This window comes from Azospirillum halopraeferens DSM 3675, from assembly GCF_000429625.1.
Classification (GTDB): domain Bacteria; phylum Pseudomonadota; class Alphaproteobacteria; order Azospirillales; family Azospirillaceae; genus Azospirillum; species Azospirillum halopraeferens.
In genome coordinates, this window is sequence record NZ_AUCF01000001.1 from 277,837 (window position 1) to 303,676 (window position 25,840).

The 25,840-nt window shown below is 68.3% G+C and carries 25 protein-coding genes and 1 tRNA gene; 13 read left to right on the forward strand and 13 right to left on the reverse strand.

Annotated features, from left to right (window positions below; translation table 11 throughout):
• Positions 1 to 109 precede the first annotated feature (109 nt).
• From gatC to G472_RS30655, 4 genes are all read left to right on the forward strand, one after another.
• The gene (gatC, locus tag G472_RS0101280; RefSeq protein WP_029006907.1) at positions 110 to 397 is read left to right on the forward strand and encodes an Asp-tRNA(Asn)/Glu-tRNA(Gln) amidotransferase subunit GatC; all 288 of its coding nucleotides are present in this window, start codon (positions 110 to 112) and stop codon (positions 395 to 397) included.
• Positions 397 to 1,878 (forward strand): Asp-tRNA(Asn)/Glu-tRNA(Gln) amidotransferase subunit GatA, encoded by a 1,482-nt coding sequence (gatA, locus tag G472_RS0101285; protein ID WP_029006908.1) that lies wholly within the window; start codon positions 397 to 399, stop codon positions 1,876 to 1,878. The genes gatC and gatA overlap by 1 nt, the downstream gene beginning before the upstream one ends.
• Positions 1,879 to 1,901: 23 nt before the next feature.
• Positions 1,902 to 3,353 (forward strand): Asp-tRNA(Asn)/Glu-tRNA(Gln) amidotransferase subunit GatB, encoded by a 1,452-nt coding sequence (gene gatB, locus G472_RS0101290; RefSeq protein WP_029006909.1) that lies wholly within the window; start codon positions 1,902 to 1,904, stop codon positions 3,351 to 3,353.
• Positions 3,354 to 3,432: 79 nt separating this feature from the next.
• Positions 3,433 to 5,484 carry a PAS domain S-box protein gene (locus G472_RS30655; protein ID WP_051340126.1) on the forward strand — a complete coding sequence of 684 codons (2,052 nt, stop codon included), beginning with the start codon at positions 3,433 to 3,435 and terminating at the stop codon, positions 5,482 to 5,484.
• Between the two features lie 28 nt (positions 5,485 to 5,512).
• On the opposite strand, the gene G472_RS0101300 is transcribed toward G472_RS30655, so the two are convergent.
• On the reverse strand, positions 5,513 to 5,749 hold the full coding sequence (locus tag G472_RS0101300; RefSeq protein WP_029006910.1) for a hypothetical protein: 237 nt from the start codon (positions 5,747 to 5,749) through the stop codon (positions 5,513 to 5,515).
• Positions 5,750 to 5,969: 220 nt separating this feature from the next.
• On the opposite strand from G472_RS0101300, the gene G472_RS0101305 reads away from it, so the two are divergent.
• Positions 5,970 to 6,061 (forward strand) — tRNA-Ser (locus G472_RS0101305).
• Between the two features lie 116 nt (positions 6,062 to 6,177).
• Here G472_RS0101305 and G472_RS38600 read toward each other — a convergent pair.
• Positions 6,178 to 6,333: a hypothetical protein gene (locus G472_RS38600; protein WP_156926951.1), complete on the reverse strand. Its 156-nt coding sequence runs from the start codon at positions 6,331 to 6,333 to the stop codon at positions 6,178 to 6,180.
• Positions 6,334 to 6,565: 232 nt separating this feature from the next.
• Between G472_RS38600 and G472_RS0101310 the strand changes: the two genes are divergently transcribed.
• The gene (locus tag G472_RS0101310; RefSeq protein ID WP_051340127.1) at positions 6,566 to 7,600 is read left to right on the forward strand and encodes a DUF4424 family protein; all 1,035 of its coding nucleotides are present in this window, start codon (positions 6,566 to 6,568) and stop codon (positions 7,598 to 7,600) included.
• A gap of 20 nt (positions 7,601 to 7,620) precedes the next feature.
• Positions 7,621 to 8,238: a DNA-3-methyladenine glycosylase I gene (locus G472_RS0101315; RefSeq protein WP_029006912.1), complete on the forward strand. Its 618-nt coding sequence runs from the start codon at positions 7,621 to 7,623 to the stop codon at positions 8,236 to 8,238.
• A gap of 16 nt (positions 8,239 to 8,254) precedes the next feature.
• Here G472_RS0101315 and G472_RS30660 read toward each other — a convergent pair whose 3' ends face one another.
• The 3 genes from G472_RS30660 to G472_RS0101330 all read right to left on the reverse strand — a co-directional run bounded on the left by G472_RS30660 (position 8,255) and on the right by G472_RS0101330 (position 10,924).
• Positions 8,255 to 8,659: a hypothetical protein gene (locus G472_RS30660; protein WP_245593354.1), complete on the reverse strand. Its 405-nt coding sequence runs from the start codon at positions 8,657 to 8,659 to the stop codon at positions 8,255 to 8,257.
• A 2-nt stretch (positions 8,660 to 8,661) separates the two neighbouring features.
• A complete protein-coding gene (locus G472_RS0101325) occupies positions 8,662 to 9,912 on the reverse strand; it encodes an MFS transporter (protein WP_029006913.1) in 1,251 nt (416 codons plus the stop codon).
• 103 nt (positions 9,913 to 10,015) lie between these two features.
• Positions 10,016 to 10,924: a LysR family transcriptional regulator gene (locus tag G472_RS0101330; RefSeq protein ID WP_029006914.1), complete on the reverse strand. Its 909-nt coding sequence runs from the start codon at positions 10,922 to 10,924 to the stop codon at positions 10,016 to 10,018.
• A 97-nt stretch (positions 10,925 to 11,021) separates the two neighbouring features.
• Here G472_RS0101330 and G472_RS0101335 point away from each other — a divergent pair, with 97 nt between their 5' ends.
• A complete protein-coding gene (locus G472_RS0101335; RefSeq protein WP_029006915.1) occupies positions 11,022 to 11,483 on the forward strand; it encodes an NUDIX hydrolase in 462 nt (153 codons plus the stop codon).
• Here G472_RS0101335 and G472_RS0101340 read toward each other — a convergent pair.
• The 5 genes from G472_RS0101340 to G472_RS0101360 all read right to left on the reverse strand — a co-directional run bounded on the left by G472_RS0101340 (position 11,446) and on the right by G472_RS0101360 (position 16,419).
• The gene (locus G472_RS0101340) at positions 11,446 to 12,297 is read right to left on the reverse strand and encodes a putative bifunctional diguanylate cyclase/phosphodiesterase (RefSeq protein WP_245593355.1); all 852 of its coding nucleotides are present in this window, start codon (positions 12,295 to 12,297) and stop codon (positions 11,446 to 11,448) included. The genes G472_RS0101335 and G472_RS0101340 overlap by 38 nt on opposite strands.
• Before the next feature lie 237 nt (positions 12,298 to 12,534).
• Positions 12,535 to 14,160, reverse strand: a complete 1,626-nt coding sequence (groL, locus tag G472_RS0101345) for a chaperonin GroEL (protein ID WP_029006917.1) — start codon at positions 14,158 to 14,160, stop codon at positions 12,535 to 12,537.
• Between the two features lie 15 nt (positions 14,161 to 14,175).
• Complete coding sequence (gene groES / locus G472_RS0101350) at positions 14,176 to 14,493, reverse strand: co-chaperone GroES (protein ID WP_029006918.1); 318 nt, start codon at positions 14,491 to 14,493, stop codon at positions 14,176 to 14,178.
• Positions 14,494 to 14,835: 342 nt separating this feature from the next.
• Complete coding sequence (locus G472_RS0101355) at positions 14,836 to 15,483, reverse strand: LuxR C-terminal-related transcriptional regulator (protein ID WP_029006919.1); 648 nt, start codon at positions 15,481 to 15,483, stop codon at positions 14,836 to 14,838.
• A 246-nt stretch (positions 15,484 to 15,729) separates the two neighbouring features.
• A complete protein-coding gene (locus G472_RS0101360) occupies positions 15,730 to 16,419 on the reverse strand; it encodes a LuxR C-terminal-related transcriptional regulator (protein ID WP_029006920.1) in 690 nt (229 codons plus the stop codon).
• Positions 16,420 to 16,915: 496 nt separating this feature from the next.
• Here G472_RS0101360 and G472_RS0101365 point away from each other — a divergent pair, with 496 nt between their 5' ends.
• The 3 genes from G472_RS0101365 (at position 16,916) to G472_RS0101375 (ending at position 20,131) form a co-directional block, all read left to right on the forward strand.
• A complete protein-coding gene (locus tag G472_RS0101365; protein WP_029006921.1) occupies positions 16,916 to 17,470 on the forward strand; it encodes a hypothetical protein in 555 nt (184 codons plus the stop codon).
• 56 nt (positions 17,471 to 17,526) lie between these two features.
• On the forward strand, positions 17,527 to 19,818 hold the full coding sequence (locus tag G472_RS0101370) for an ATP-dependent helicase (protein ID WP_029006922.1): 2,292 nt from the start codon (positions 17,527 to 17,529) through the stop codon (positions 19,816 to 19,818).
• A 79-nt stretch (positions 19,819 to 19,897) separates the two neighbouring features.
• A complete protein-coding gene (locus G472_RS0101375) occupies positions 19,898 to 20,131 on the forward strand; it encodes a hypothetical protein (protein WP_029006923.1) in 234 nt (77 codons plus the stop codon).
• On the opposite strand, the gene G472_RS36660 is transcribed toward G472_RS0101375, so the two are convergent.
• Positions 20,106 to 21,893: a CHASE domain-containing protein gene (locus tag G472_RS36660; RefSeq protein WP_051340129.1), complete on the reverse strand. Its 1,788-nt coding sequence runs from the start codon at positions 21,891 to 21,893 to the stop codon at positions 20,106 to 20,108. The two genes, G472_RS0101375 and G472_RS36660, sit on opposite strands and share 26 nt — an antisense overlap.
• Positions 21,894 to 21,895: 2 nt before the next feature.
• The gene (locus tag G472_RS30670) at positions 21,896 to 22,288 is read right to left on the reverse strand and encodes a response regulator (RefSeq protein ID WP_156926952.1); all 393 of its coding nucleotides are present in this window, start codon (positions 22,286 to 22,288) and stop codon (positions 21,896 to 21,898) included.
• Between the two features lie 225 nt (positions 22,289 to 22,513).
• Here G472_RS30670 and cimA point away from each other — a divergent pair, with 225 nt between their 5' ends.
• Together cimA and G472_RS0101395 are read left to right on the forward strand one after the other, a co-directional pair.
• Positions 22,514 to 24,118: a citramalate synthase gene (gene cimA, locus G472_RS0101390; RefSeq protein WP_029006925.1), complete on the forward strand. Its 1,605-nt coding sequence runs from the start codon at positions 22,514 to 22,516 to the stop codon at positions 24,116 to 24,118.
• 25 nt (positions 24,119 to 24,143) lie between these two features.
• Positions 24,144 to 24,914 (forward strand): RNA methyltransferase, encoded by a 771-nt coding sequence (locus G472_RS0101395; RefSeq protein ID WP_029006926.1) that lies wholly within the window; start codon positions 24,144 to 24,146, stop codon positions 24,912 to 24,914.
• A 6-nt stretch (positions 24,915 to 24,920) separates the two neighbouring features.
• On the opposite strand, the gene G472_RS0101400 is transcribed toward G472_RS0101395, so the two are convergent.
• Entirely contained in the window at positions 24,921 to 25,766 is an 846-nt protein-coding gene (locus G472_RS0101400; RefSeq protein WP_029006927.1) for a polyphosphate kinase 2 family protein, read from the reverse strand.
• Positions 25,767 to 25,840 lie beyond the last annotated feature (74 nt).

Here is a 25,840-nt window from a genome sequence, read left to right on the forward strand (position 1 = left end):
GCCCTCTCATAGGCCGCCGGCCCGCCCGCGGCAAGCCCGGTTGCGGAGGCGGGCGGCGGGTGCTAGCTTCCCAACCGTTTTTCCACAGTCGTCGCGGAAGAGAGTAGGGATGTCGCTCGACAAGGCCGCCGTGGCCAGGATCGCGCATCTGGCCCGCATCAAGGTGCCGGACGAGGAACTCGATCACCTGGCCGGTGAACTCAGCCGGATCCTGGATTTCGTGGAGCAGCTCGGCGAGGTGGATACCGCCGACGTGGCGCCGATGGCCAGCGTCGCGGCGCAAAAGCTGCGCCGGCGCCCCGACGAGGTCACCGACGGCGGCTACCCCGAGGCGGTGCTGAAGAACGGGCCGGAGACGGCCGAAGGCTATTTCGCCGTGCCGAAGGTGGTCGAGTGATGAGCGCGCTGACCCGCATGACCATGGCCGAGGCCCTGAAGGGGCTGGCCGCCAGGGAGTTCACCGCGGTCGAACTGACCGAGGCGCACGTCCGCGCCGTCGAGGCGGCCCGGCCGCTGAACGCCTTCATCACCGAGACGCCGGACAAGGCGCTGGAGATGGCCCGGGCGTCCGACGCGCGGCGCGCCAGGGGCGAGGCCGGTCCGATGGACGGCCTGCCCATCGCGGTGAAGGATCTGTTCTGCACCAGGGACGTGCTGACCACCGCGGCCAGCCACATCCTGGACGGCTTCCACCCGCAGTACGAATCCTCCGTCACCACCAACCTGTGGCGCGACGGCGCGGTGATGCTGGGCAAGGTGAACCTGGACGAGTTCGCCATGGGTTCGGCCAACATCACCTCCTATTACGGCGACGTGGTGAACCCGTGGAGCCCCGGCGACGCCGGGGCGTGGGAACGGCGCCTGGTGCCCGGCGGGTCGTCGGGCGGGTCGGCCGCGGCCGTGGCGGCACGCTGCGCGCTGGGCGCCACCGGCACGGACACCGGCGGCTCCATCCGCCAGCCCGCCGCCTTCGCCGGCATCGTCGGCATCAAGCCGACCTACGGGCGCTGCTCGCGCTGGGGCATCGTGGCCTTCGCCTCTTCGCTCGACCAGGCAGGGCCGATGACGCGCACGGTGCGCGACAGCGCCATCATGCTGCGCTCCATGGCCGGATTCGATCCGAAGGACTCCACCAGCGTCGACATGCCCGTGCCCGACTTCGAGGCGGCGCTGACGGGCGACGTGCGCGGCCTGCGCGTCGGCATCCCCCGGGAGTACCGCGTGGACGGCATGCCCGCGGAGATCGAGGCGATGTGGCAGCGCGGCGTGGAGTGGCTGAAGGCCGCCGGCGCCGAGCCGGTGGAGATCAGCCTGCCGCACACCAAATACGCGCTGCCGGCCTACTATATCGTGGCCCCCGCCGAGGCGTCGTCGAACCTGGCGCGCTACGACGGCGTGCGCTACGGCCTGCGGGTCGAGGGCGGCAATCTGAAGGAGATGTACGAGAACACCCGCGGCGCCGGCTTCGGCAAGGAGGTGCGGCGGCGCATCCTCATCGGCACCTACGTGCTCTCCGCCGGTTACTACGACGCCTATTACCTGAAGGCGCAAAAGGTGCGCACCCGCATCAAGCAGGACTTCGACGCGGCGTTCACCCGCTGCGACGTGATCCTGACGCCGACGGCGCCGTCGGGCGCCTTCGCGATCGGGGAGAAGATGGACGACCCGATCCAGATGTACCTGAACGACGTGTTCACGGTGCCGGTCAATCTGGCCGGCCTGCCGGGCATGAGCCTGCCGGCGGGTCTGGGTGCCGACGGGCTGCCGCTGGGCCTACAGCTCATCGGCCGGCCGTTCGACGAGGAGACGCTGTTCCGCGTCGGCGGCGTCCTGGAAGAGGCGGCGCAGTTCACCGCCACCCCGCCGTTCATGGCCTGAGCCCGCAGAAGAAGAGCAGAGCGATGACCTACATCCAGGGTGAGACGGGCAATTGGGAAGTGGTGATCGGGCTGGAGGTGCACGCCCAGATCATTTCGAAGGCGAAACTGTTCTCCGGTGCGGCCACCGATTTCGGGTCCGATCCGAACAGCCAGGTGAGCTTTGTCGACGCCGCGTTCCCCGGCATGCTGCCGGTGATCAATGCCTTCTGCGTTGAGCAGGCGGTGCGCACCGGGCTGGGCCTGAAGGCCGAGATCAATCTGGTCTCGGTGTTCGACCGCAAGAACTACTTCTACGCCGACCTGCCGCAGGGCTATCAGATCAGCCAGTTCCAGCAGCCGGTCGTCGGCCGGGGGCAGCTCGTCCTCGACCTGCCCGACGGGTCGAGCCGCACCGTGGGCATCACCCGCCTGCACCTGGAGCAGGACGCCGGCAAGTCCATCCACGACCAGCACCCGACCAAGACCTTCATCGACCTGAACCGGTCGGGTGTCGCGCTGATGGAGATCGTTTCGGAGCCGGATCTGCGTTCGGCCGAGGAGGCCGGGGCGTATCTGCGCAAGCTGCGTTCGATCCTGCGCTATCTCGGCACCTGCGACGGCAACATGGAGGAAGGCTCCATGCGCTGCGACTGCAACGTGTCGGTGCGCCGGCCGGGCGGCGAGCTGGGCACCCGCTGCGAGATCAAGAACGTCAACTCCATCCGCTTCGTCCAGGCCGCCATCGACTTCGAGGCGCGCCGCCAGATCGAGGTTCTGGAGGAGGGCGGCACCATCGTCCAGGAGACGCGGCTGTGGGACACCACCCGCCTCGTCACCCGCTCCATGCGCTCCAAGGAGGAGGCGCACGACTACCGCTACTTCCCGGATCCCGACCTGCTGCCGCTGGAACTGGACCCCGCCTGGGTCGAGGAGATCCGGCGCGCCCTGCCGGAGCTGCCGGACGAGAAGAAGGCGCGCTTCATGGCCGACTTCAAGCTCTCGGCCTATGACGCCAACGTGCTGGTGAACGAGAAGGCCAAGGCCGATTATTTCGAAGCCGTGGCGAACGGGCGCGACGCCAAGATGGCCGCCAACTGGGTGACGGGCGAGCTGTTCGGTGCCCTCAACAAGGCGGGCCGGGAGATCGAGGACAGCCCGGTGTCGGCGGCCGATCTCGGCGCCCTGCTCGACCTCATCGGCGACAACACCATCTCCGGCCGCATCGCCAAGGAAGTCTTCGAAGAGATGTTCGCAACCGGTGCCAAGCCGGGCGACATCGTGGAGAAGAAGGGCCTGCGGCAGGTCACCGACACCGGCGCCATCGAATCGGCCATCGACGCGGTGCTGGCCGCCAACGCCGACAAGGTGGAGGAGTTCCGCTCCGGCAAGGACAAGCTGTTCGGCTTCTTCGTCGGCCAGACCATGAAGGCGACACAGGGCAAGGCCAATCCGGCGCTGGTCAACGAAATCCTGACCCGCAAGCTGAAGGGCTGACAGGGCAGCCTCCCGAAGGTTGATCCGGGCGTTGCATTTCCCGCCGTGCTCGTATCCATTGGGTGCGGCGGGAGGCGTCATGAGTGCACTCACCCTGATCGCGGCTGGTGTCGCGCTGCTGGTCGGCGTGGCGGGCGGCTTCGTCGCGGGGCGGCGATGGCCCGCTCGCACCGTCCTCGACGCCCGCCTTGGCCGGGTGCTGGACACCGCCCCGGTGGGCGTGATCATCAACACCCGCGAAGGTGCCAATCTCTACCGCAACGTGCGCGCCCGCGATTTCTTCCGGAAGACCGACGCGGAGTTCGAATCGGGAGGCGTGGTCGCCCTCTACGCCCGGCCCGGTGACCGCGACCGGTACATCGAGCGGCTGTACCGCGACGGCTCCATCGTCGAGGAGGAGGTGCTGCTCCGCAAAGGGACCGGTGAGACCTATGTCGGGGACATGACCTCGGCCGTCCTGACCTATGGCGGGCGGACCGCCCACATCACCTGGTTCCACGACCTGACGCCCCGCAAAGAGGCCGACGCGGTTCGCCGCGACCTGGCGGAGCGGCTGGAGATGGCGCTGGAGGCGACCAACGCCGCGGCGTGGGATGCCGATGTGGTCAACCGGACGTGCTGGTGGTCCGACACCTTCCCGCGCATGCTGGGCTACGCCACCCCGCCGCCCATGGGTCCCGACTTCTGGGAGGAGCGGCTGCACCCCGATGACCGCGACCGCGTGCTGGCGGTGATCGCCGCGTGCCTGGACGGGGAGGGGGCGGAGTACGCCTATGGTTATCGCCTGCGCTGCGAGGACGGAACGTGGATCTGGATCGACGCCCGTGGCCGGGTGCTGCGCGACGAGGCCGGTCGCGCCGTCCGATACGTCGGCATCATGACCGACGTCACCGAGCGGCGCCGGCAGGAGGATAAGCTGAAGGCCAGCGAGGACCGGCTCCACCGCATCCTGGAGGCCTCGCCGATCGCCTGCAACATCACCCGGCACGATGGCCGTTGGCTCTACTGCAACGCCAGCTCCGCGCTGGTCTTCGGGCGAACGCGGGACGAGCTGATGGAGACGCCGTCACCGGCGCTTTACGCCGATCCGGAGGACCGCGTCCGGCTGATGGACCGCCTGCGGCGCGAAGGGCCGTTCCGCGATGCGGAGGTGGCGTTCCGCCGTGGCGACGGATCGCTCGTCTGGGTTCTGTCGTCGTGGGGCGAGATCCTGTTCGATGGGGAGCCGGCGCTGCTCACCTGGCTGTACGACATCACCGACCGCAGGGCCGGGGAGGAGGAGCTGAGGGCCGCCAAGGTGGCCGCGGAGCGGGCCCTGGCCGACCTGCGTGTGGCGCAGGACGGTCTGATCCGGGCCGAGGCCATGGCGTCGCTCGGCGAACTCGTGGCCGGGGTGGCCCACGAGATCAACACGCCCGTCGGCATCGGCCTGACCGCCGCCACCCACCTGGCCGACCAGACGCGCGGCCTGCGCGAGCGATTCGCCGCCGGCGCCATCCGGCGCTCCGACCTGGCGCAGTACCTCGACGCGGTGGAGGAGGGCACGCGCCTGCTGGTGGTCAACATTGCCCGGGCCGCCGAACTGGTGAACAGCTTCAAGCAGGTGGCGGTGGACCAGAGTTCGGGGGAACGGCGGCGTTTCGATCTGCGCACGCACATCGGCGAGGTGCTGTTCAGCCTGCGTCCCCGCCTGAAGCGCACGGCGGTCACCGTTGACGTGTCCTGCCCCGAGGGAATCACCATGGACAGCCATCCGGGCCCTCTGGCGCAGGTGCTGTCCAACCTGACGATCAACGCCGTGATCCACGCCTTCCCGGACGGCGCCGCCGGCCACGTCCGCATCACCGTGCAACGGCTGGAGGACGGGTTCGTCGGGCTGGAATTCGCCGACGACGGGGTCGGGATCGCTCCGGCCGATCTGGAGCGGATCTTCGAACCCTTCTACACCACCCGGCGCGGCGACGGCGGCAGCGGACTCGGCCTGCACATCGTGCGCAACATGGTGACGGACCTGCTGGGCGGCCGCGTCACGGTGGACTCGGCGCCGGGGGAGGGGACCCGGTTCACCCTGATCCTGCCGTGCACGGCCCCACAGGCGTCCGCCACCGCCGAAGAGGCGGTGGTGCCCTGAAGGCGTCGACGTCCGTATGGGCCGCCGGTCAGGCCGCGTGCAGTTCGTGGAACTGGAGGTGCTTGGGCCGCCGGCCGCGCCGCTTCGGAGCGGTGAAGGCGGCGAGGCAGCCGTCCTTCCCCTCGGCTTCGGCACGCAGTTCCTGGATGCAGCGCTCCAGCAGCTCCTTCTCCCGCTGGTCCTCGCGGTCGGTGATCTCCAGGCAGCTCAGCTTGTTTTCGACGAGGTCGATCAGCGTTTCGACGCAGCGCTTCGACATGGTCATGGCATGCCCCCTAAATCGGTGGAGCGCCCGTTGGCACGGCGTTCCTTGTTCATGACGGCCATGGTACCGCTTCCAGATCAAATGTCCATAAAATTTTACGCATATTTATCGCATGTATCGGTTATCCGATCCCGACGGATTGCCGTTGTAGGCGTTGACAAGGGTGCATCGCGCCCGCTAGAACCCTCCCCAGCCACGACGCCGCAAGGCGTCCGCCGGTGGAGCGGTGGGTGAGTGGCTTAAACCAGCAGTTTGCTAAACTGTCGTACGGGTTAAACCGTACCGGGGGTTCGAATCCCCCCCGCTCCGCCACCTTCAGCCCTTAAAGGCAGTGGATTGCAGGCGAAATAGGCTCAACTGCGTCCAGCACTCGACGTACAGACCCAAATCCGTATGGATATTGAAGGCGAGTACGGTTTCACTCCGCTTCATTCTTTGTCTCGATTGGATTCCGCGTCGATGAACGCCTGATCCGCGGATTCCCGGGTGCTGGCAGCCACCGCCGGCGATTGCCGGTGTGCCTCGAGTCGGGACGAATCCCGCACCTTCCGGCCTGTCAGCTTCCCGCCCTTCGCGGCTGCCATGACCAATCTCCTCAATTCGGTCGCCTGGAACTTGCCGCTCGGCCCTCGACAGGGACGCGGATTCGACCCGGAGGACCGATACGACCGTTCTCCTGCCGTCCCGTGAATGCGGCCATAATCCGCGCGCAATAGGACGTCATTTGGCATGAGTCATCGCCGGTTATCCCGGCTACCATCCCCCGACCGTACGCCGCTCGGCTCCGTAGCAGGTCCCCGTCGCATGGAGTTCCCGATGATCCCTTCCGTTGTCCACCGTCGCTCCCTGTTTGCGGCGGCGGCCGTGGCGGTGCTGGCGTTGTCCGGTCCGGCGATGGCCAACGACAGCAGCGGCTTTCAGGGGACGTCGGGGATCGAGCTGACCACGTCGGACAGCATCCGGATGGTGTCGGAAGACCTGCGGATCGGGTTGGACGAGATCCGGATCTCCTACGTGTTCCGCAACGTCGGGGAGCGGCCGGTCGACACGATGGTGGTGTTTCCGCTGCCCGACCTCGACCTGTCGCAGGGCCTGACCGCGCCGAACTGGGCCTTTCCCGTCGACGCCGACGACTTCCTGAACTTCCGCCTTTGGATCGACGACCGCCCGGTGGCACCGCGGCTGGAGCGCCGGGCGTTCTTCCGCGGCGAGGAGGTCACGCGGGACCTGGAAGCGGCAGGCGCTCTCGGCCTTGTGCCGTGGCGGCCGGGCGGCTACGACGAACAGGCCCGCGATCTGCCGGCGGGAGCACTGGCGGCGCTGCGGCAGAAGGGGCTGATCGCCGAGGGGGAGGACGAGAACACGCCCCAGTGGACGCTGCGCAGCCGCTATCACTGGCAGCAGACCTTTCCGCCCGGCGTCGACGTCACCGTCCGCCACATCTACAAGCCCTTCGTCGGTCTGGCCATCATCGGCAAGGCGACCGACATCGACGGCCGGACGGTGGTCGGCCGCTATATCGGGGACGTGGCGGAGGCCGGCGACCGCTATTGCCTCGACGAGCGGACGCGCAAAGCGCTGGCGGCGGTCGAACGCCGCAGCCCCGCGGACTCCATGCCGTTCTACGCGGCGGAGATCGAATACATCCTGACGACGGCGCGGAACTGGCACGGACCGATCGGCCGCTTCCATCTGACGCTCGACAAGGGCGCACCGGAGAACATCCTGTCCCTGTGCTGGGATGGCCTGACGAAGACCGGGCCGACCACGTTCGAATCGACGAAGACCGATTTCGTTCCGGATGACGAGATCCGCATGCTCGTCTTTGTCCGCTCGCGCGAACAGCCGTAAGGGCAGAGGAAAATCGTACCATGAGCGAAACGATACCCGGCCCCGACGGACGATTGCGCTGCCGGTGGTGTGCGGCCACTCCGGACTATCTCGCCTACCATGATACGGAATGGGGGTTTCCCGTCGGCGACGACCGCCGCCTGTTCGAGAAGCTGTGCCTGGAAGGCTTCCAGTCCGGTCTGAGCTGGCGCACCATCCTGGCCAAGCGGGAGAACTTCCGGGCCGCCTTCGCCGGCTTCGAGATCGAGCGGGTCGCCGCTTTCACCGAGCAGGACGTGGAGCGCCTTCTGGCCGATGCCGGCATCGTCCGCCACCGCGGGAAGATCGAGGCGGTGATCAACAACGCCCGTCAGGCGCGTGCGCTGGTCGAGCGGGAAGGGTCCCTGGCCGCCTATGTCTGGCGGCACGAACCGGATACACCCCGGCCGGCGGGGGCGCCGGTGGTATCCGTCTCCCCGGAATCGACGGCGATGTCGAAGGACCTCAAGAAGCGCGGCTGGGCCTTCGTCGGGCCGACCACCGTCTATGCCTTCATGCAGGCGATGGGGCTGGTCAACGACCACGCCGCGGACTGTGTGGTCCGGGAGGAGGCGGAGCGCGCGCGGGCCGCCTTCCGCCGGCCGGGCAGCGGGGGCTGACGGCGGACCGGCCGTATCAGGGCTGCAGGCGGTAGGTCTGAGGGCCGCCCGTGTCGGCGTTCACCGCCATGCAGCCGCCGAGCTGCGGCCCGATGGGAAGCTCACCGAAGGCACCGAGGGCACCCGCCGCTTCCAGACGGCCGACGAAGCCCGGTTCGTCGGACCGTGCCACCCAGGCGAAGCCGACGTCCGTCTGCCGCAACGGCCGTCCGCCCGCCTCCACCACCGCGGCGAAGGCGCGCCCGTCGGGCGTGCCCGGCGGGAAGACCACCAGCACCGTGCCGTCGGTTTCCGGCGGCAACGCGGCCTCCCGCAGGACGAACGCCATGGCCCCCAGCCACACCGCCAGCACGCCGGCCCCCAGCGCCAGGGCCATGCCGTGGCCGGCGGGGCGCGGGACGGCGGGGGCCGGCCGGTCCATGATCAGGCCGCCGCCGGTGACAGACGGTGCGGCGCCTCGCGCTCCGCGATGGGCCAGTGCACGATCGCGGAGAAGATGCCCAGCGCCACGCTCATCCACCACACCAGGTCATAGTTGCCGACGGCCTCGTAAAGAATACCGCCGAGCCACACCCCGAGGAAAGCGCCGACCTGGTGGCTGAGGAACACCATGCCGAACAGCATCCCCAGATGCCGGGTGCCGAACATCAGCGCCACCAGGCCGGAGGTCGGCGGCACCGTGGACAACCACAGCAGGCCCATGGCGGCGGCGAAGGCCAGCACCGAGGCGGGCGTTACCGGCAGGAGGATGAACAGGGCGATGGCCACCGCCCGGGCGAAGTAGATGAAGCACAGCATGGTGCGCTTGCTCATCCGGCCGCCCAGGATGCCCGAACTGTAGGAACCCACCACATTCGCCAGCCCGATGACGGCCAGCGCCCAGGCCGCAAGCGTCGGCGAGATGCCGACATCGGTCAGGTAGGGCGGCAGATGGACGGTGATGAACGCGAGATGGAAGCCGCAAACGAAGAAACCCGCGACCAGGAGCTGATAGCTGCGGTGGCCGAACGCCTGCCCCAGCGCCTGGCGCATGGACAGATCGGCGTGCGCGCCGCCGCCGGCGGCATGCCCCCCGCCACCCCGCAACGGGATGGCCAGAAACGGCACCAGGAGGAAGAAGGCGCCGAGCAGCACCAGCGCCGTCTGCCAGCCGTAGGCGGCGATGAACGCCTGGCCCATGGGCGCGAACAGGAACTGTCCCAGCGACCCGGCAGCGGTGGCGATGCCGGCCGCCCAGGAGCGCCGCTCCGGCGGCAGGTGGCGGCCGAACCCGGCGATGACGATGGTGAAGGAGGCACCGGCCAACCCCAACCCGACCAGCACGCCCGCCGTCAGGTGCAGCAGCACGGGGGCATCGGAATAGGCGGTCAGCGCGACGCCGAGCCCGTAGAGCAGCCCGCCGCCCGCCAGCACGCGGGCGGGGCCGTAGCGGTCGGCCAACGCCCCGGCGAAGGGCTGGCCCAGACCCCACAGGATGTTCTGGAACGCCAGCGCCAGCGCGAAGACATCGCGGCCCCAGCCGTTGGCCTCCGACAAAGGGGCATTGAACAGGCCGTAGCTCGATCGCACGCCGAAGCCGATCAGCGAGATCAGACAGCCGCAAACGACGATGGCGCCGAGCGCGCGGGTGGCCTGCGGCTGCGATGCGCCTGAGGCGGACGTGGTGGTGCTCATGATCCCTCCGTTCGGCCGTCCGATATCTGCGGCGGCCGCTCTTTTTCGCCTGCCAGCATAGGCAGCGGCGGAAGGCGCGCCAAATTCATAAGTTTCAATCGAATCATTCCGCTGCGGAATGCATCGGCATCAGGTCTTCGGTCAGGCTGTCGTCCAGGGTGTCGAAGACGCGGCTGAGACGCCCGCCGTGGCGGGCGCGCACAAGCCAGACGGCGACGGTCAGGCGGAACCCCGGCACCTGCACGGGCACCAGCCGTCCGCTGACCTGCGGATCCGCCAGCAGGCGCAGCGGCGCCGCGCCGAAGCCGATGCCCCGCGCCGCCAGGGACAGCAGAAGCTCCTGGTCGAACGCTTCCACCAGCACGTTCAGCGGCGCCCGATCGCCGCCGAGGGCCCGCTCCAGCGCCGTGCGGTAGCCGCAGCCTTCGGGCTGCAGCACCCATCCCGCGGCGTTCATGGTCTCCAGCGAGCGGCCGTGCCGGGCCAGCAGGTCGGGGGTGCCGACGATGTGCACCTCTTCCAGCACCAGGCGGCGGCCGTCGAGGCCCGGCGGCGGATCCTCCCGCGCCGGCAGCAGGACCAGGGCCCCCTCCAGCGCGCCGGCCGCGGTCGCCGCCAGCAGGCCGGCGCTCCAGTCCGATTGCAGGCGCACCGTCATGCGGGGATAGACGGCGCGGATGCGGTCCAGCGGACCGCCCGCCAGCAGGCGGGCCAGCACATGGGAGACGCCGAGCCGCAGCAGCCCCTCCGGTTCTCCGACCGGCGCAAAGGCATCGGTGAAGGATTCCACCTCTTTCAGGACGCGGCGCCCGTGGGCCAGCGCCAGTTCGCCGTCGCGGGTCAGCGTCAGCCGCTTGCTCTGCCGGTCGAACAGGGCGACCCCGACCTCCGCCTCCATGCGCTGGATCAGGCGGGACACGGCCGATTGGGTCAGGCGCAGGCGCCCGGCCGCCTCCTGCACCGAGCGCGCCTCGGCGACCGCCACGAAGGTTCGGATCTCGTTCAGTTTCATGGGATGCCGCCGCCGGGGCGGCCGCGCTGCCGCCATGTGGAATGCAGTCTCGAAGGGGTGTGGCATCCTGTCAAGCGGCGCGCTAGCCTGCCTCCCCATGACCGACACCCATACCGTCCGTTCCGACCGTGAATACCCCGACCGCCCCTGGGTGGGTGTCGGCATCATCGCCTGGCGCGGCGACCGGGTGCTGCTGATCCGCCGCGCCAAGCCGCCGCGCATGGGGACCTGGAGCCTGCCGGGCGGGGCACAGCATGTGGGCGAGACCGTTTATCAGACGGCCGTGCGCGAGATGCGGGAGGAGACGGGCCTGACGGTGATCCCCTACGAGGTGGTCACCGTCGTCGATTCCCTCACCCGCGACGACGCGGGGGCGGTGCAGTTCCACTACACCCTGATCGAGGTGGCGGCGGACTGTGCCGACGACGCGGACGCCGTCTGCGCCGATGATGCGCTGGAGGCATGCTGGGCCACGGTGGACGAAGCGGCGGCCCTGGTGCCCTGGGGCGAGACGGCGCGGGTCATCCGCCTGTCGGCCGATCGGCGTGCCGGGCGATGAAGCCGGGAACCTCGTCGGCGGGCAGGGGGCGTGCGAACAGATAACCCTGCACCCGGTCGCACCGGTAGGCGCGCAGGAACAGAAGCTGCTCCATCGTCTCCACCCCCTCCGCCACCACATGCAGCCCCAGGGCGTGGGCGAGCGCGATCACTGCATGAACGATGGCGGCCGCATCGCGGTCCTCCACCATCGCCTGGATGAAGTGCTTGTCGATCTTCAGGGAATCCACCGGTACCCGGCGCAGCAGCGTCAGCGACGAATAGCCGGTGCCGAAATCGTCCAGCACCAGGCGCACACCCGCCCCGCGCAGTTCCAGAAGCGATTGTCGGGCCGCGTCGCCGTGCTCGAACAGGGCCGTTTCGGTAAGTTCCAGCTTGAGGGACTCCGCCGGCACGCGGGTGTCCGCCAGCACGCCCAGAACGGTCCGCGCCAGGTCCGGCGCCTCCAGTTGCCGGGCCGAGAGGTTGACCGACACGGGCACGTCGGTCACCCCGTCGCGGAGCCACGCGGCGCTGGTCACACAGGCCCGGCGCAGCACCCACTCCCCCAGCCGGTGAATGGCGCCGCTCGACTCAGCCATGGGAACGAACACGTCCGGCGGGACGACGGTGCCGTCGGACAACCGCCACCGCACCAGCGCCTCGAACCCGGTGAGCCGGCCATCGGTCGTGTCCACCTGCGGCTGCCAGGCCAGGTACAGTTCGTCCCGCGCGATCGCGTCGTCCAGGCGTTCGGAAAAGGCCGCATCCACTTCGTCCGGCCGCATCGGACCGAACACGCCGGTCTGCGTCAGAGCCTTGCGTTCCGCTGCCATGTCGCCTCCCTCCGATGGTCCCCGAGGTCGTCAACATCTGGGGCAGGGATTTGTTAACCATAAAAAGCCGCAGAAGTTTGCGCGGTTCCATGGGGGCAACGGAAGGGCGAAGATTGACGGGTGCGGTGACAAGAATCGGTAAGCCTCACCCGTTTGCACAGTGGCCGGGGGAAGGACATAACAGAAGGGGCCACACCCGAAGGTGCGGCCCCTCTTGCAATCGCTCGGTGCCGTCGCTCAGAAGTCCATGTCGGCGCCCGGCGCCGGCGTCGCCGGCTTCTTCTCCGGAATCTGGGCCACCATGGCTTCGGTGGTGATCAGCAGACCGGCAACGGAGGCGGCGTCCTGCAGGGCGGTGCGCACGACCTTCGCCGGGTCGATGATGCCGGCCTTCACGAGATCACCGTACGCACCCTTCTGAGCGTCGTAACCCCAGTTCGGATCGGCGTTCTCGTTGATCTTGCCGATGACGATGGATCCATCGACGCCCGCGTTGACAGCGATCTGACGCACCGGGGCGGTCAGGGCGCGCCGAACGATATCGACGCCCACCCGCTGGTCGTCATTGGTGGGCGACAGCGTTTCCAGCGCCTTCACTGCGCGGGCGAGCGCCACGCCGCCGCCGGGCAGGATACCCTCTTCGACCGCCGCACGGGTGGCGTGCAGAGCATCATCGACGCGGTCCTTGCGTTCCTTCACCTCCACCTCGGTAGCGCCGCCGACGCGGATCACCGCGACGCCGCCGGCCAGCTTGGCCAGACGTTCCTGCAGCTTTTCCCGATCGTAGTCCGAGGTGGTTTCCTCAATCTGCTGGCGGATCTGTTGGCAACGGGCCTGGATCGCGGCCTTGTCGCCGACACCGTTGACGACGGTGGTGTCGTCCTTGGTGATGACCACCTTGCCGGCGCGGCCCAGCATGTCGATGGTGACGTTCTCCAGCTTGATGCCCAGTTCCTCCGACACCACCTGACCGCCGGTGAGGACGGCGATGTCCTCCAGCATCGCCTTGCGGCGATCGCCGAAGCCCGGCGCCTTCACCGCCGCGATCTTCAGGCCGCCCCGCAGCTTGTTCACCACCAGGGTGGCCAGCGCCTCGCCCTCCACATCCTCGGCGACGATCAGCAGGGGCTTGCCGGACTGCACCACCTTCTCCAGCACCGGAACGATGGCGGTGATGCCGGACAGCTTCTTGTCGTGGATGAGGATGTAGGGATCCTCCAGCTCCACCTGCATCTTGTCCGCGTTGGTGACGAAATAGGGGGAAGTGTAGCCGCGGTCGAACTGCATGCCCTCGACCACCTCCAGTTCGGTGTCGAGCGACTTGGCCTCCTCGACCGTGATGACGCCCTCGTTGCCGACCTTCTCCATGGCGCGGGCGATCATACGGCCGATCTCGGTCTCGCCGTTGGCGGAAACGGTGCCGACCTGGGCGATCTCCTCGTTCGTGGTGACCTTCTTCGCCTTGCTCCTGAGATCGGCGACGACGGCCTCCACGGCCATGTCGATGCCGCGCTTGAGGTCCATGGGGTTCAGGCCGGCGGCCACCGCCTTGGCCCCTTCGCGGACGATGGCCCGGGCGAGAACGGTGGCCGTGGTGGTGCCGTCACCGGCCGCGTCGGCGGTCTTCGACGCAACCTCGCGCACCATCTGGGCGCCCATGTTCTCGAACTTGTCGGCCAGCTCGATCTCCTTGGCGACGGTGACGCCGTCCTTGGTGATGCGCGGCGCGCCGAACGACTTCTCGATGACGACGTTGCGGCCCTTGGGTCCCAGCGTGACCTGCACCGCATCGGCCAGGATATCGACGCCGCGCAGCATCTTCTCGCGGGCGGCGGTGGAGAACTTGACGTCCTTGGCAGCCATGGCTCGGTTCCTCCCTTACGCGGCCTTCCTGGAGGGTTCGGCAACGCCCTCGATGATGCCGAGGATGTCACTCTCCTTCATGATCAGGAAATCCTCACCGTCGATCTTCACCTCGGTGCCCGACCATTTGCCGAAGAGGATGCGGTCACCCGCCTTGACATCCAGGGGAACCAGCTTGCCGCTTTCATCGCGCGCCCCCGCGCCGACGGCGATCACCTCGCCCTCCTGCGGCTTTTCCTTGGCGGTGTCGGGGATGATGATCCCGCCCTTGGTCCTGGTGTCGGACTCCAGACGGCGGACCAGAACGCGGTCGTGCAGCGGTTTGAACTTCATGCAATGACACTCCTTGTCCTAAGCGAATGTCGCGATCTCCGGACGCTCCCGACTGGGCCACGCCCTCAGGGCGGAGAGTTATATCAGAGAAAAAAGCCTGTCAACTCGGTTCCTGCAAAGAATTTCTTGTGCCATTTATCAATAAAATGGAATCGCCATTGGCCCGATACCTTCAATATGAAGGCCGGGACCATGGGGGTGGAACGCGGGAACGGCGACCGCCTAACGGTACGGCCGTGGACCGGGGCGGAGCAGCATCGAACACATCCTCATGGGAGCAACATGCAGGACACTGAAACGGCGGGAGATGTAGGAGGACGCCGGAGCCGGTCAAGAGGCGGGTTATCGTCCCTGGGCCGTGAGCGCGGCCTGGGTGCGGTTGCGCACGCCGAGCAGGCGCAGGATGGCGGTGACGTGCACCTTCACGGTGCCTTCGGTGAGGCCCAGCTCGTGGGCGATCTGCTTGTTCGACTTGCCTTCCCGCAGGCGCGTCAGCACCTCGCGCTGACGGGGGGTGAGCTGGTCGCCGGCTGCGGAGCCGCCTCCGGTCAGCGGGTCCTCGGCCGGACCGGTGTCGGCGTTGAGGAGCAGGTCGCCGCGGATCGCCTGCGCCGGGACGTAGATGCCGCCGTTCAGCACCAACTCCAGAGCCCCCAGCAGGACCTTGGCGCTGGAGGATTTGGGGATGTAGCCGGCAGCGCCGCTCTCCAGCGCCGCCAGCAGATCGCTGCGCCGCTCCGAGCCGGACACCACGACCAGCAGGGCCTTGGGCAACCGTTCGTGGATAGCACCCAGTTCCGAGAACCCCGTCCAGCCGGGCATGCCGAGGTCGAGCAGGACAAGGTCGAACGCGATCCCGCCGTCGCACAGCGCCCGCACCTCGTCAAAGGTGCCGGCTTCGTGGAAGGTCATGTTCTCCTTGAACTGCGCCAGGAGACGTCGCAGCCCGTCCCTGAACAGCAGATGGTCATCGGCAATCAATACGTTCATATGGGATGCCCTTAAGGGGTGTTCCGGGCCGTACTGATCATTCGGGGTGACGCTACACCGACGGGGATCAGCGTCGGGACTTCGCAATGGTCATCCGAACCGGGATGTCCACTTAATGCGTGTATCGCGAAACGGTAAAGGGGGCTTTTGGTGCTACACCGGCCCACATAGACCGTTCGCCGGACCGCGCCGATCGGCCACACCGGGAGGCCGCCCCCGACACGAGGGGACGGCCGCATCCGGGGCTCAGGCCAGCGTGGCGTTTGCGGCAGTGGCGGCTGCGGGCTGTTCGCCGATGCCATTGTTCATGGCCCAGATCGCCGCCTGGGTACGGTTGGAGGCGTTGATCTTGCGCAACAGGCTCTTGAGATGGACCTTGACGGTCGCTTCGGTGATGTTCAGGTGGTTCGCGATCATCTTGTTGGAGTTGCCGTTCAGCAGGCAGCGCAGGATCTGCACCTCCCGCTGGGACAGGCCCTTGCGGCGGGCCGGCATTTCCGGGCCGGCATCATCGGCGCGGCCGCTGACCAAAAGTTGCGCCAGGTGCGTCGGGAACACCTTCTCACCCATCATCACCAGACGCAGCGACTGCATCAGCGCCTCGCAGGCGATGTCCTTCATGAGATAGCCGTCGGCGCCGGCGCCCAGCGCGCCGGACAGGCGGCGCGTGCACAGGTCGCTGGTCAGGATAACCACCCGGATATCCGGCCGCCGGGCGCGCAAGCTGCGCATGGCGTCCACCTCGTCCTCACCGCCGTTGGCAAGGTCGAGCAGGATCAGGTCGGGCCGGGGGTCCGCCGCATCGGTCAGGGACATCCCTTCGCGCAGGCTTCCGGCTTCGCCGACCACCTTGAAGGTCGAACCGTCGAACAGGCGCTTCATGCCTTCGCGGAAGAGCTTGTTCGCGTCGATCAGGAAAACGTTCACGGAATCCATCGTCGTCTGCCCGCCTCTGCTTGCTTTGCTCGACAACGCGCCGGCCAGGGGCGCATCGGGGTGGTTCCGGTACGAATGCGGACCTGCCGCAAATCACTTTCGGACCGGGAAGCACCGTTTCGAGACAGACAATAACCCGGAATTGAGCGACAGAAAATTTCTCGAAAGGCGTGTCCGGCTCGGAAATGGGCATATGCCCTACGCCGGGATGAACGAGAGTCCCTGTAGGATGGTAATGCAGTAGGTGAAAGGGAATAAACATCAGGTGCCTGTTGCGTCGCACGACACTGAATCCGTGGCGATTTTGATGCGACATTCTACTCCGGGCGGAGCGTTGTTTCACCATGCGCCGGGGAGTGGTGTGGAGGAGGGGGTAAGGCGGATGGTGCCGGGAATCCGCGGCGGCCCGGCTGTTGGATTGATTCCCTGCCGGCGCCACGGATGGCGCGCCGGATCGGCCGGCCCATGCGGCAGGACATCATGATGGAGGAACCCCATGCGCCGCACGTCCGTCTCCCTTGCCACGCTTGCCCTGCTTCTGGCCGGGCCGGCGCTGGCTCAGACCGACACGATGCCGTCATCCGACCCCGTCTTCACCCCCGATGCCGGTGCGTCGTCCGGGATGACCGGCGACCCGGCTGCCGGTGCCACCGGTGACAACGGGTCCGATCTGACCACCGGCGCCACCGATCCGGCCGACGATGACATGGACAGCGCGGCGGCGACCGGAACGGGTGGTGCCACAGGGGCGACCGGTGCCGGGGCGACCGGTGCCGGGGCGACCGGTGCCGGGGCGACCGCCATGACTCAGGATCGCTTGCGCCAAACCATGGAGCAGGCCGGATTCCAGGACATCGAGGTCATCGATGCCGCCTATCTGGTGCAGGCGCGCACGCAGGACGGCGACACGGTGTACATGGTGGTCAACCCGCCGCCCACCGCCGCCGGCGGCAGCGGCTCGGGGATGGACTCCGGGGCCGGCCGGTCGGAATCGCCCTCCGCCACGACCCCGCCGACCGGCGGTACCACGGGGCAGGGCGGCAACCAGTAAGGTCCGCGCCGCGCTAGTCCTTCGACAGGCGGACATGGGTGCGCTATATCGCACCCATGTCCGATCCGCATTTCGATGACGATCCGCTGAATCACGCCGCACCGCCGCCGTCGGCGCCGGCCCTCCGATATGCTTACCTCGACGGGCTGAACCCGTCGCAGCGGGAAGCGGTGGAGGCACTGGACGGCCCCGTGCTGGTGCTGGCGGGTGCCGGAACCGGCAAGACGCGCGTGCTGACCACCCGGCTGGCGCATCTGCTGATGACGCGCCGTGCCGCCTCCTTCCAGATCCTGGCCGTCACCTTCACCAACAAGGCGGCGCGCGAGATGCGCGAACGGGTGGCCGCTCTGGTCGGCGTGGAGCCGGAAGGCTGGTGGCTCGGCACCTTCCACGCGCTGGCCGCGCGCATCCTGCGCCGCCATGCCGAGTTGGTGGGGCTGAAGTCGAACTTCACCATTCTCGACACCGATGACCAGATCCGCCTGGTCAAGCAGTTGCTGGAAGCGGGCGGCGTCGACTCGCGCAAATGGCCGGCCCGACAGGTGCTGGGTGTTTTCGAACGGTGGAAGGACCGCGGCCTCACCCCGGACCGGCTGGCCGAGTCGGACGGCGGCGAAATCGCCGGCGGGCGTACGGTGGCGCTCTACCGCGCCTACCAGGAGCGGCTGCGCACCCTGAACGCCTGCGACTTCGGCGATCTGCTGCTGCACACGCTGGTCATCTTCCAGAGCCATCCCGACGTGCTGGCGGAATACCACCGCAAATTCCGCTACATTCTGGTTGACGAATACCAGGATACGAACGTGGCCCAGTATCTGTGGCTGCGCATCCTGTCGCAGGGCCATCGCAACATCTGCTGCGTCGGCGACGAGGACCAGTCCATCTACGCCTGGCGGGGCGCGGAGATCGGCAACATCCTGCGGTTCGAGGCCGATTTTCCCGGCGCCCGCATCATCAAGCTGGAGCAGAACTACCGCTCCACCGGCCACATCCTGGCCGCCGCGTCCGCGGTCATCGCCCACAATCAGGGGCGGCTGGGTAAGACCCTGTGGACCGACGCCGACAGCGGCGACCGGGTGCGGGTCAGGGCCGTGTGGGACGGCGAGGAGGAGGCGCGCCAGGTCGGCGACGAGATCGAATCCCTGCAACGCCTCGGCGTATCGCCGGGCCACATGGCCGTTCTGGTGCGCGCCGGCTTCCAGACCCGCGAGTTCGAGGAGCGGTTCATCACCCTGGGCCTGCCCTATAGGGTGATCGGTGGTCCCCGCTTCTACGAGCGGCAGGAAATCCGCGACGCGATGGCCTACCTGCGGGTCGTCTTCTCGCCCGACGATGACCTGGCGTTCGAGCGCATCGTCAACGTGCCGAAGCGGGGAATCGGCCCGGCAGCCATGCAGACCCTGTTCCTGGCCGGCCGCGCCCGCGGGGTGTCGCTGGTGGAGGCGGGGTGGGGCCTGACCGAGACGGACGAGTTGAAGCCCAAGGTGCGCAACACGATCCGTGGCCTTCTGCAGGACTTCTTTCGCTGGCGCACCCTGGCAGCGACCATGCCCCACACCGACCTGGCGCGCCTGGTGCTGGACGAATCCGGCTACACCCGCATGTGGCAGGAGGACAAGTCACCCGAAGCGCCGGGGCGTCTGGAGAACCTGAAGGAACTCATCACCGCCATGGCGGAGTTCGAGAACCTGGGTGGCTTCCTGGAGCATGTCAGCCTGGTCATGGAGAACGCCGAAGCGGCGGGGACCGAGCAGGTCACGCTGATGACGCTCCACGGTGCCAAGGGGCTGGAGTTCGACATCGTCTTCCTGCCGGGCTGGGAGGAGGGTGTGTTCCCCAACCAGCGCGCGCTGGACGAGAATGGCATCGCCGGCCTGGAGGAGGAGCGCCGGCTTGCCTACGTCGGCCTGACGCGGGCGCGCAAGCGGGCCTACATCAGCCACGCTGCCAACCGGCGGCTCTACGGCAACTGGGTCAGCGCCATCCCGTCGCGCTTCGTCGAGGAACTGCCGGCGGAGCATGTGGAGACCGACGCCGGCGGCGGCTTGTTCTCCGGTGCGGGCGGTCACGGCGGATTCCGCGAGGGGCCGTCGCCGCTCTTTCGCGGCGGCGCCCACCGGGCGCCGGCACCGCGGGGCGTCACCATCGACGGCACCGCCTTCCACGTGGAGCCGCGCACCCGCCCCGATGCGCCGTTCGGGCGGGGTGCCCGCGTCTTCCACCAGAAGTTCGGCTACGGCACGGTGACCGGCGTCGACCAGGACAAGCTGGAGGTCGCCTTCGACCATGCCGGCACCAAGCGGGTGATGGACAGCTTCGTCGTGCCGGCCGACAAGGCCGGATCGTAAGAAGCCGCTTGCCGTGCCCGGCCGGACTCCTACATCCTAGTTGTGGCGAACTGTTCGAACCCGAGCGGAGAGACGTCCGATGCAGGAGTTGCTGATGGCCGGCGCCTGGTGCGCCTGTGGTGTTGCCGGGGGGCTCATCCGCGCGGGAGACGAAGGGCCGCGGTGGCGGGATCTCGCCGTCAGCGCCCTTCTCGGGCCGGCGGCGGTTCTGGCCGCCCTGGCGGTCGATCGCTGGCTGCCGCCGGAGGCATTCGGCGAACGGCGCCTGCGCCCCATCCCGGTGCGGGTCAGGGACCGTCGCCGTCGCCGCTGACGGACGTCCGGGCCAACGGCAGGGTCACGGTGAACACCGCCCCGCGTCCGGGGCGGGAGAGCACGTGGACGCGGCAGCCCAGCAGGCGGGCCAGACGGGCGACCGTAGCCAGGCCGAGCCCCAGCCCCTTGGTGCGGTCGCGCTCCGGATTGCCGACCTGGTAGAAGTCCTCGAAGATCAGGCGGCGCCGGTCGGGCGGAATGCCGGGACCGGTGTCCTGGACCTTCACGGCCACCCCGGAGCGCACCGGCCGGCACGCCAGCAGGATGGCACCGGACCCGGTGTACTTCAGCGCGTTGTGCAACAGGGCGGTGATCATGCGGCCGGTCATGCCGGGATCGCCGACGATCTCGACCGGGACCGTCCGCACCCGCAGGGCCAGTCCTTTGTTCTCCACCTCGGGCCGGATGTTGTCCGCCAGGTGGTGCAGCAGGGTGTCCAGGCGCATGGGAACGGCCTGCGGCCGCACCATCCCGGCCTCAAGCTCGGCGATGTCCATGATGGCGTTGAGTTGGCTGCGGGCCGTCTCGAAGGCGTCGGTTGCACCGGCGATCAGGGGGCGGGCCGTGTCGGACGTTGCGTGCACCCCCAGCAGGTGAAGATAGACGTCGAGCGATTGCAGGGGCTGGCGCAGGTCGTGGCTGGCCGCCGCCAGGAAACGGGATTTTGCGGCGTTGGCGTGCTCCGCCTCGGCCTGCGCCCGGGCGGCCGATTCCAGGCTGGCCCGGAGGGCTACGGCGCGCCGGCGTTCGGCGATCAGCGACCGCGACACGGCGCCCAGCAGCAGGCTGATGATCAGACCGGCCATCAGCACCACCGCCGGTGCGGTGCGGTCGATCAGGCGGTCGAACGCCGGTGTGGACCGCACGTCGATCCGCCAGACGCGGCCGAAGGCTTCGACGGTGGTTTCCACGGCATAGGCACCGCCGGGACGTTCGGGATCTCCGTACAGGACCGTGTCGGTTTCGGCGATCGTCGGACCATCGAAAATGCGCACGTCCAGCCCCTCGGCCAGCCGTCCGGTGGACAGGACGTCGTCCATCAGATCGCGCATCCGAAACGGGCTGTAGACGAATCCGCGAATGGCGTCAGCGCGCTCCTCGGCCGAACGCAGGGGACGGACCGTACCGTAATAGGGAAGGTAAAGCAGAAAGCCGGCCTGGACGTCGCGTTCGGTTTCCTGGACCAGCGTCACCTTGCCCGTGGCCGACGGCAGGCCGGTGTCGCGGGCCCGCGCCATGGCGGTGCGGCGCGCCGGCTCGGAGAACATGTCGAACCCGAAGGCGCGCTGATTGCGCCAATCGAAGGGCTCCAGGTAGTCGATGGGGAAGTACACCTCGCGCGGCCCATCGGGCCACACCCGGTAGGCGGGGTGGCCGGCGGCCCGCACCGCGGCTTCGTGCTGCGCCAGTTCGTCCGGCAGCACGCGCCGGGCGAAGCCGATGCCCTGGATGCCGGGATAGTGTTCGCCCACCCGCAGGGCGGAGATGTAGGTGCGCCAGGTTTCCCGGTCCACGGGGCCGGCGGCGCGCATCAGAGCGACGCCGCCGCGCAGGATCTGTTCGTAACTTTCCAGCCGCCCGGTTAGTGTCGCCGCCATGTCCCGGGTGCGGGCCGTGAACCGGGCCTCGGCCAGCCGCTCCACCTCGGCGTACAGCATCCAGGTGGCGCCGCCCGTCAGCAGCAGGCTCAACCCGACGACCGCGGTGATCTCCCGGGCGGGCGCCCACAGTCGTTGCCGGAGGCGCCGGGAACCCGTCACTGTCAGCGTCCCGGCTGCGGCAGCATCTGCATCAGGACGGTGTGCAGATGCGGCGGGGGAACCGGCTTCTGCAAGACGGTCATGCCGTTGGCTCGGGCGTCCCGAAGGGCGTCGCTGGACGTGTCGCCGGTGATGACGAGCCCCGGAACATCGGCCGCGCACAGGCGGCGGATGCGGTCGATGGCCTGCAATCCCGTTCGCCCCTCGCGCAGCCGATAGTCGGCGAGGATGGCAGTGGGCGGCTCGCCGAGCGCGTTCAGCCGGTCGACGGCCTCGTCCTCGGCCTCCGCGGTCACCACCCGGAACCCCCAGGTCTCCAGCAGAAGGCCAAGTGCCATGAGGACGGACGCCTCGTCGTCGATGACCAGGATCAATCGGGAGTCGCGCTCGGTCACGATGGGCTGGGTGCGTTGTGGTGGACGATGGGCGGCGGGCGATGCGCGGCGGCGTCCGGAACCGGTCCGATGCGCCGCTCAAAAGATAGGCGGCGCCCGGGGAAAATCCATGTGAATCGCGCAACCGGACCAAGAGCGCAGGAATCGGTTGAGATGTCCGTCACCTTACGCCATTCTTCCTGCCCTTTTGATGGGTTTATGACCCCCGGGACAGCGAGTTGGGCAATGGCCGGCGAACGCATCTACCTGTACGACACGACGCTGCGTGACGGCGCGCAGACACAGGACGTGGACTTTTCGGTCGCTGACAAGATCGCTATCGCCCGTGAACTGGACAGGCTCGGCATCGATTACATCGAGGGTGGCTGGCCGGGCGCCAATCCCACCGATGACCAGGTGTTTGCCGATCCGCCGGCGCTGGAGCGGGCGGTGTTCACCGCCTTCGGCATGACCCGGCGGCCCGGCCGCAGTGCCGCCAACGATCCCGGCCTGGCGGCGCTATTCAACGCGCGCTGCGGCGCCGTGTGCATGGTCGGCAAGACCTGGGATTTCCATGTGGATGTGGCGCTGGGCATCCCGCGGGACGAGAACCTGGACCTGATCCGCGACAGCGTCGCCGCAGCCCGCGCCGCCAAGGGCGAGGCCCTGTTCGACGCCGAGCATTTCTTCGACGGCTACAAGCGCAACCCCGCCTACGCCGCCGCCTGCATCCGCGCCGCCTACGAGGCCGGCGCGCGCTGGGTGGTGCTGTGCGACACCAACGGCGGCACGCTGCCCGACGAGATCGAATCCATCGTCCGCCAGGTGGTGGCCGACCATGGCATTCCCGGCGACCGGCTGGGCATCCATTGCCACAACGACACCGAGAACGCCGTCGCCAATTCGCTGGCGGCGGTGCGGGCCGGCGTGCGCATGGTGCAGGGCACCATCAACGGCCTGGGCGAGCGCTGCGGCAACGCCAATCTGGTGTCGCTGATCCCGACGCTGATGGTGAAGATGGGCTTCACCACCGGCATCGCCCCCGACCGGCTGCCGCTGCTGACCGAGGTCAGCCGCAACCTGGACGAACGCCTCAACCGCGCCCCCAACCGCCACGCCCCCTACGTCGGCGCCAGCGCCTTCGCCCACAAGGGTGGGCTGCACGTGTCGGCCATCGAGAAGGACCCGGCGTCGTACGAGCACCTGCCGCCGGAAACGGTCGGCAACCGCCGGGTGATCGTGGTATCGGATCAGGCTGGCCGTTCCAACATCATCGCCCGCCTGCGCGAGATCGGCGTCGACATCGATCCCGCCGACCCGCGGCTGCCGCGGCTGGTCGATCTGGTCAAGCAGCGCGACACCGAGGGCTATGCCTACGACACCGCGGAGGCCAGCTTCGAGCTTCTGGTCCGCGGCGAGCTGAAGCAGCTTCCCACCTATTTCGAGCTGCTGCGCTTCCACGTGACGGACGAGCGCCGCTACAACGCCGTCGGCAAGCTGGTGGTGGAGTCCGAGGCGGTGGTGCGCGTGCGCGTCGGCACCGAGGTGCACCTGCACGTGGCCGAGGGCAACGGCCCCGTCCACGCCCTGGACCAGGCCATGCGCAAGGCGCTGGAGCCGACCTACGGGGAGCTGAAGGGGGTCAAGCTGGTGGACTACCGGGTACGCATCCTGGCCGCCAACGCCGCGACGGGCGCCATGCCGCGGGTGCTGATCCGGTCGCGCAACGGCGACGGCAGCGAGTGGTCGACCCTGGGCGTGTCCACCAACATCATCGAGGCGTCCATGGAGGCGCTGGTCGACAGCTACACCTACAAGCTGTTCAAGGCCGGCGTGCGGGCGCAGGGCTGACGGCGACGCGGACGGACCCCCGATCATGACTTCCGGCAAGGACCCCAACCGGCCGTCCATCCTGGGCGGCCCCACCGTCATCCTGGTCGAGCCGCAGCTCGGCGAGAACATCGGCGCCTGCGCCCGGGCGATGCTGAATTGCGGCCTGACGGAGCTGCGCCTGGTGCGGCCCCGCGACGGCTGGCCCAACGAGAAGGCGGTGGCCTTCGCGTCGGGCGCCGACCGTGTGCTGGACGACGCGCGCCTGTTCGACAGCACGGCCGAGGCGGTCGCCGATCTCCAGGTGGTCTACGCCACCACCGTGCGCACCCGCGGCATGATCCAGGAATTCGTGACGCCGCGCGTCGCCGCCGGGGAGATGCGCGCCCACCACACCGCCGGCCACCGCGTCGGGGTGATGTTCGGGCCGGAGCGCACCGGTCTGGTCAACGACGATCTGACCCTGGCGGACAAGCTGATCACCGTGCCGCTCAACCCGTCCTTCGCCTCGCTCAATCTGGCGCAGGCGGTGCTGCTGATCGGCTACGAGTGGTTCCAGACCGGCGAGATCCCGCCGGACCGGGTGCTGCACACCGGCCAGACCCGCCCGGCGACCAAGGCCGAACTGCTGAACTTCTTCGAACACCTGGAAGGCGAACTGGACCGCACCGGCTTCTTCACCACCCCGGAAAAGCGCCCCTCGATGCTCCGCACCCTGCGCAACGCCTGGGAACGGATGCAGATGACCGAACAGGAGGTGCGCACCTTCCATGGCGTGATCGCCGCACTGACGGGGCGGCGCAAGGGGGACAAGTAAAGCCCGTCACCCTTCTCCGAGGTTCAGGGTGACGCCCAGCACCTCCGCCGCTATGGCCGCGACTTCCGGGTTGAGGGGCGGCGGGGTGATGTCGATCCCCTCCTTGAGGGCGCGGGTCACCAGCTCCAGCACGTGCACCCGGGCGTACCATTTGGAGTTGGCGGCGACGGCGAACCACGGGGCGGTGCCGACCGACGTGCGGTCGAACATCTGTTCCACCGCCTTCACGTACTCCGGCCAGCGGGCGCGGTTGCGCAGGTCCTCCTCCGTCAGCTTCCAGCGCTTGTAGGGGTTGGTGAGGCGTTCGCGGAAGCGGTTGAGCTGTTCCTCCTGCGTGATGTGCAGGAACAGCTTCACGACTCGCACGCCGTCGTCGGTCAGCATCTGCTCAAACCGGGCGATCTCGTCGTAGGCGCGCGTCCACTCCGCCTTGGTGGCGAATCCCTCGACGCGCTCCACCAGCACCCGTCCGTACCACGACCGGTCGAACACCGCGAAGGTCCCGGGGGCCGGCAGCTTGTTCCAGAATCGGTAGAGGTAGTGTTTGCCCTGTTCCTCTGCCGTCGGCGCCGAAATCGGCCAAACATGGAAGCCGCGGGGGTCCAGCGGTTCGGTCATTCGGCGTATGCAACCGCCCTTACCGGCGGCATCCCATCCCTCGAACACAATGACGGCGCGGCGTTTTTCATGCCAGTAAGTCTGCTGTATCCGCAGCATGTCCTTTTGCAGCTTGCTCAGCCGCTTGTCGTACTCCGCCCGACTCTCCAGATGAGCCGACTTCATATCGAGACGGTCGAGCCGTATCTTCCCATTGCGGTTTTGGCCGTTGCGGTCGGTGGCGTGATCGGACATGGGCGTGGATTCCGGGTCGGGGAGGATTGCCCGGCGGAACTTCGCTGCGTCGCCGGGGTTGAGCGGATGCCCCC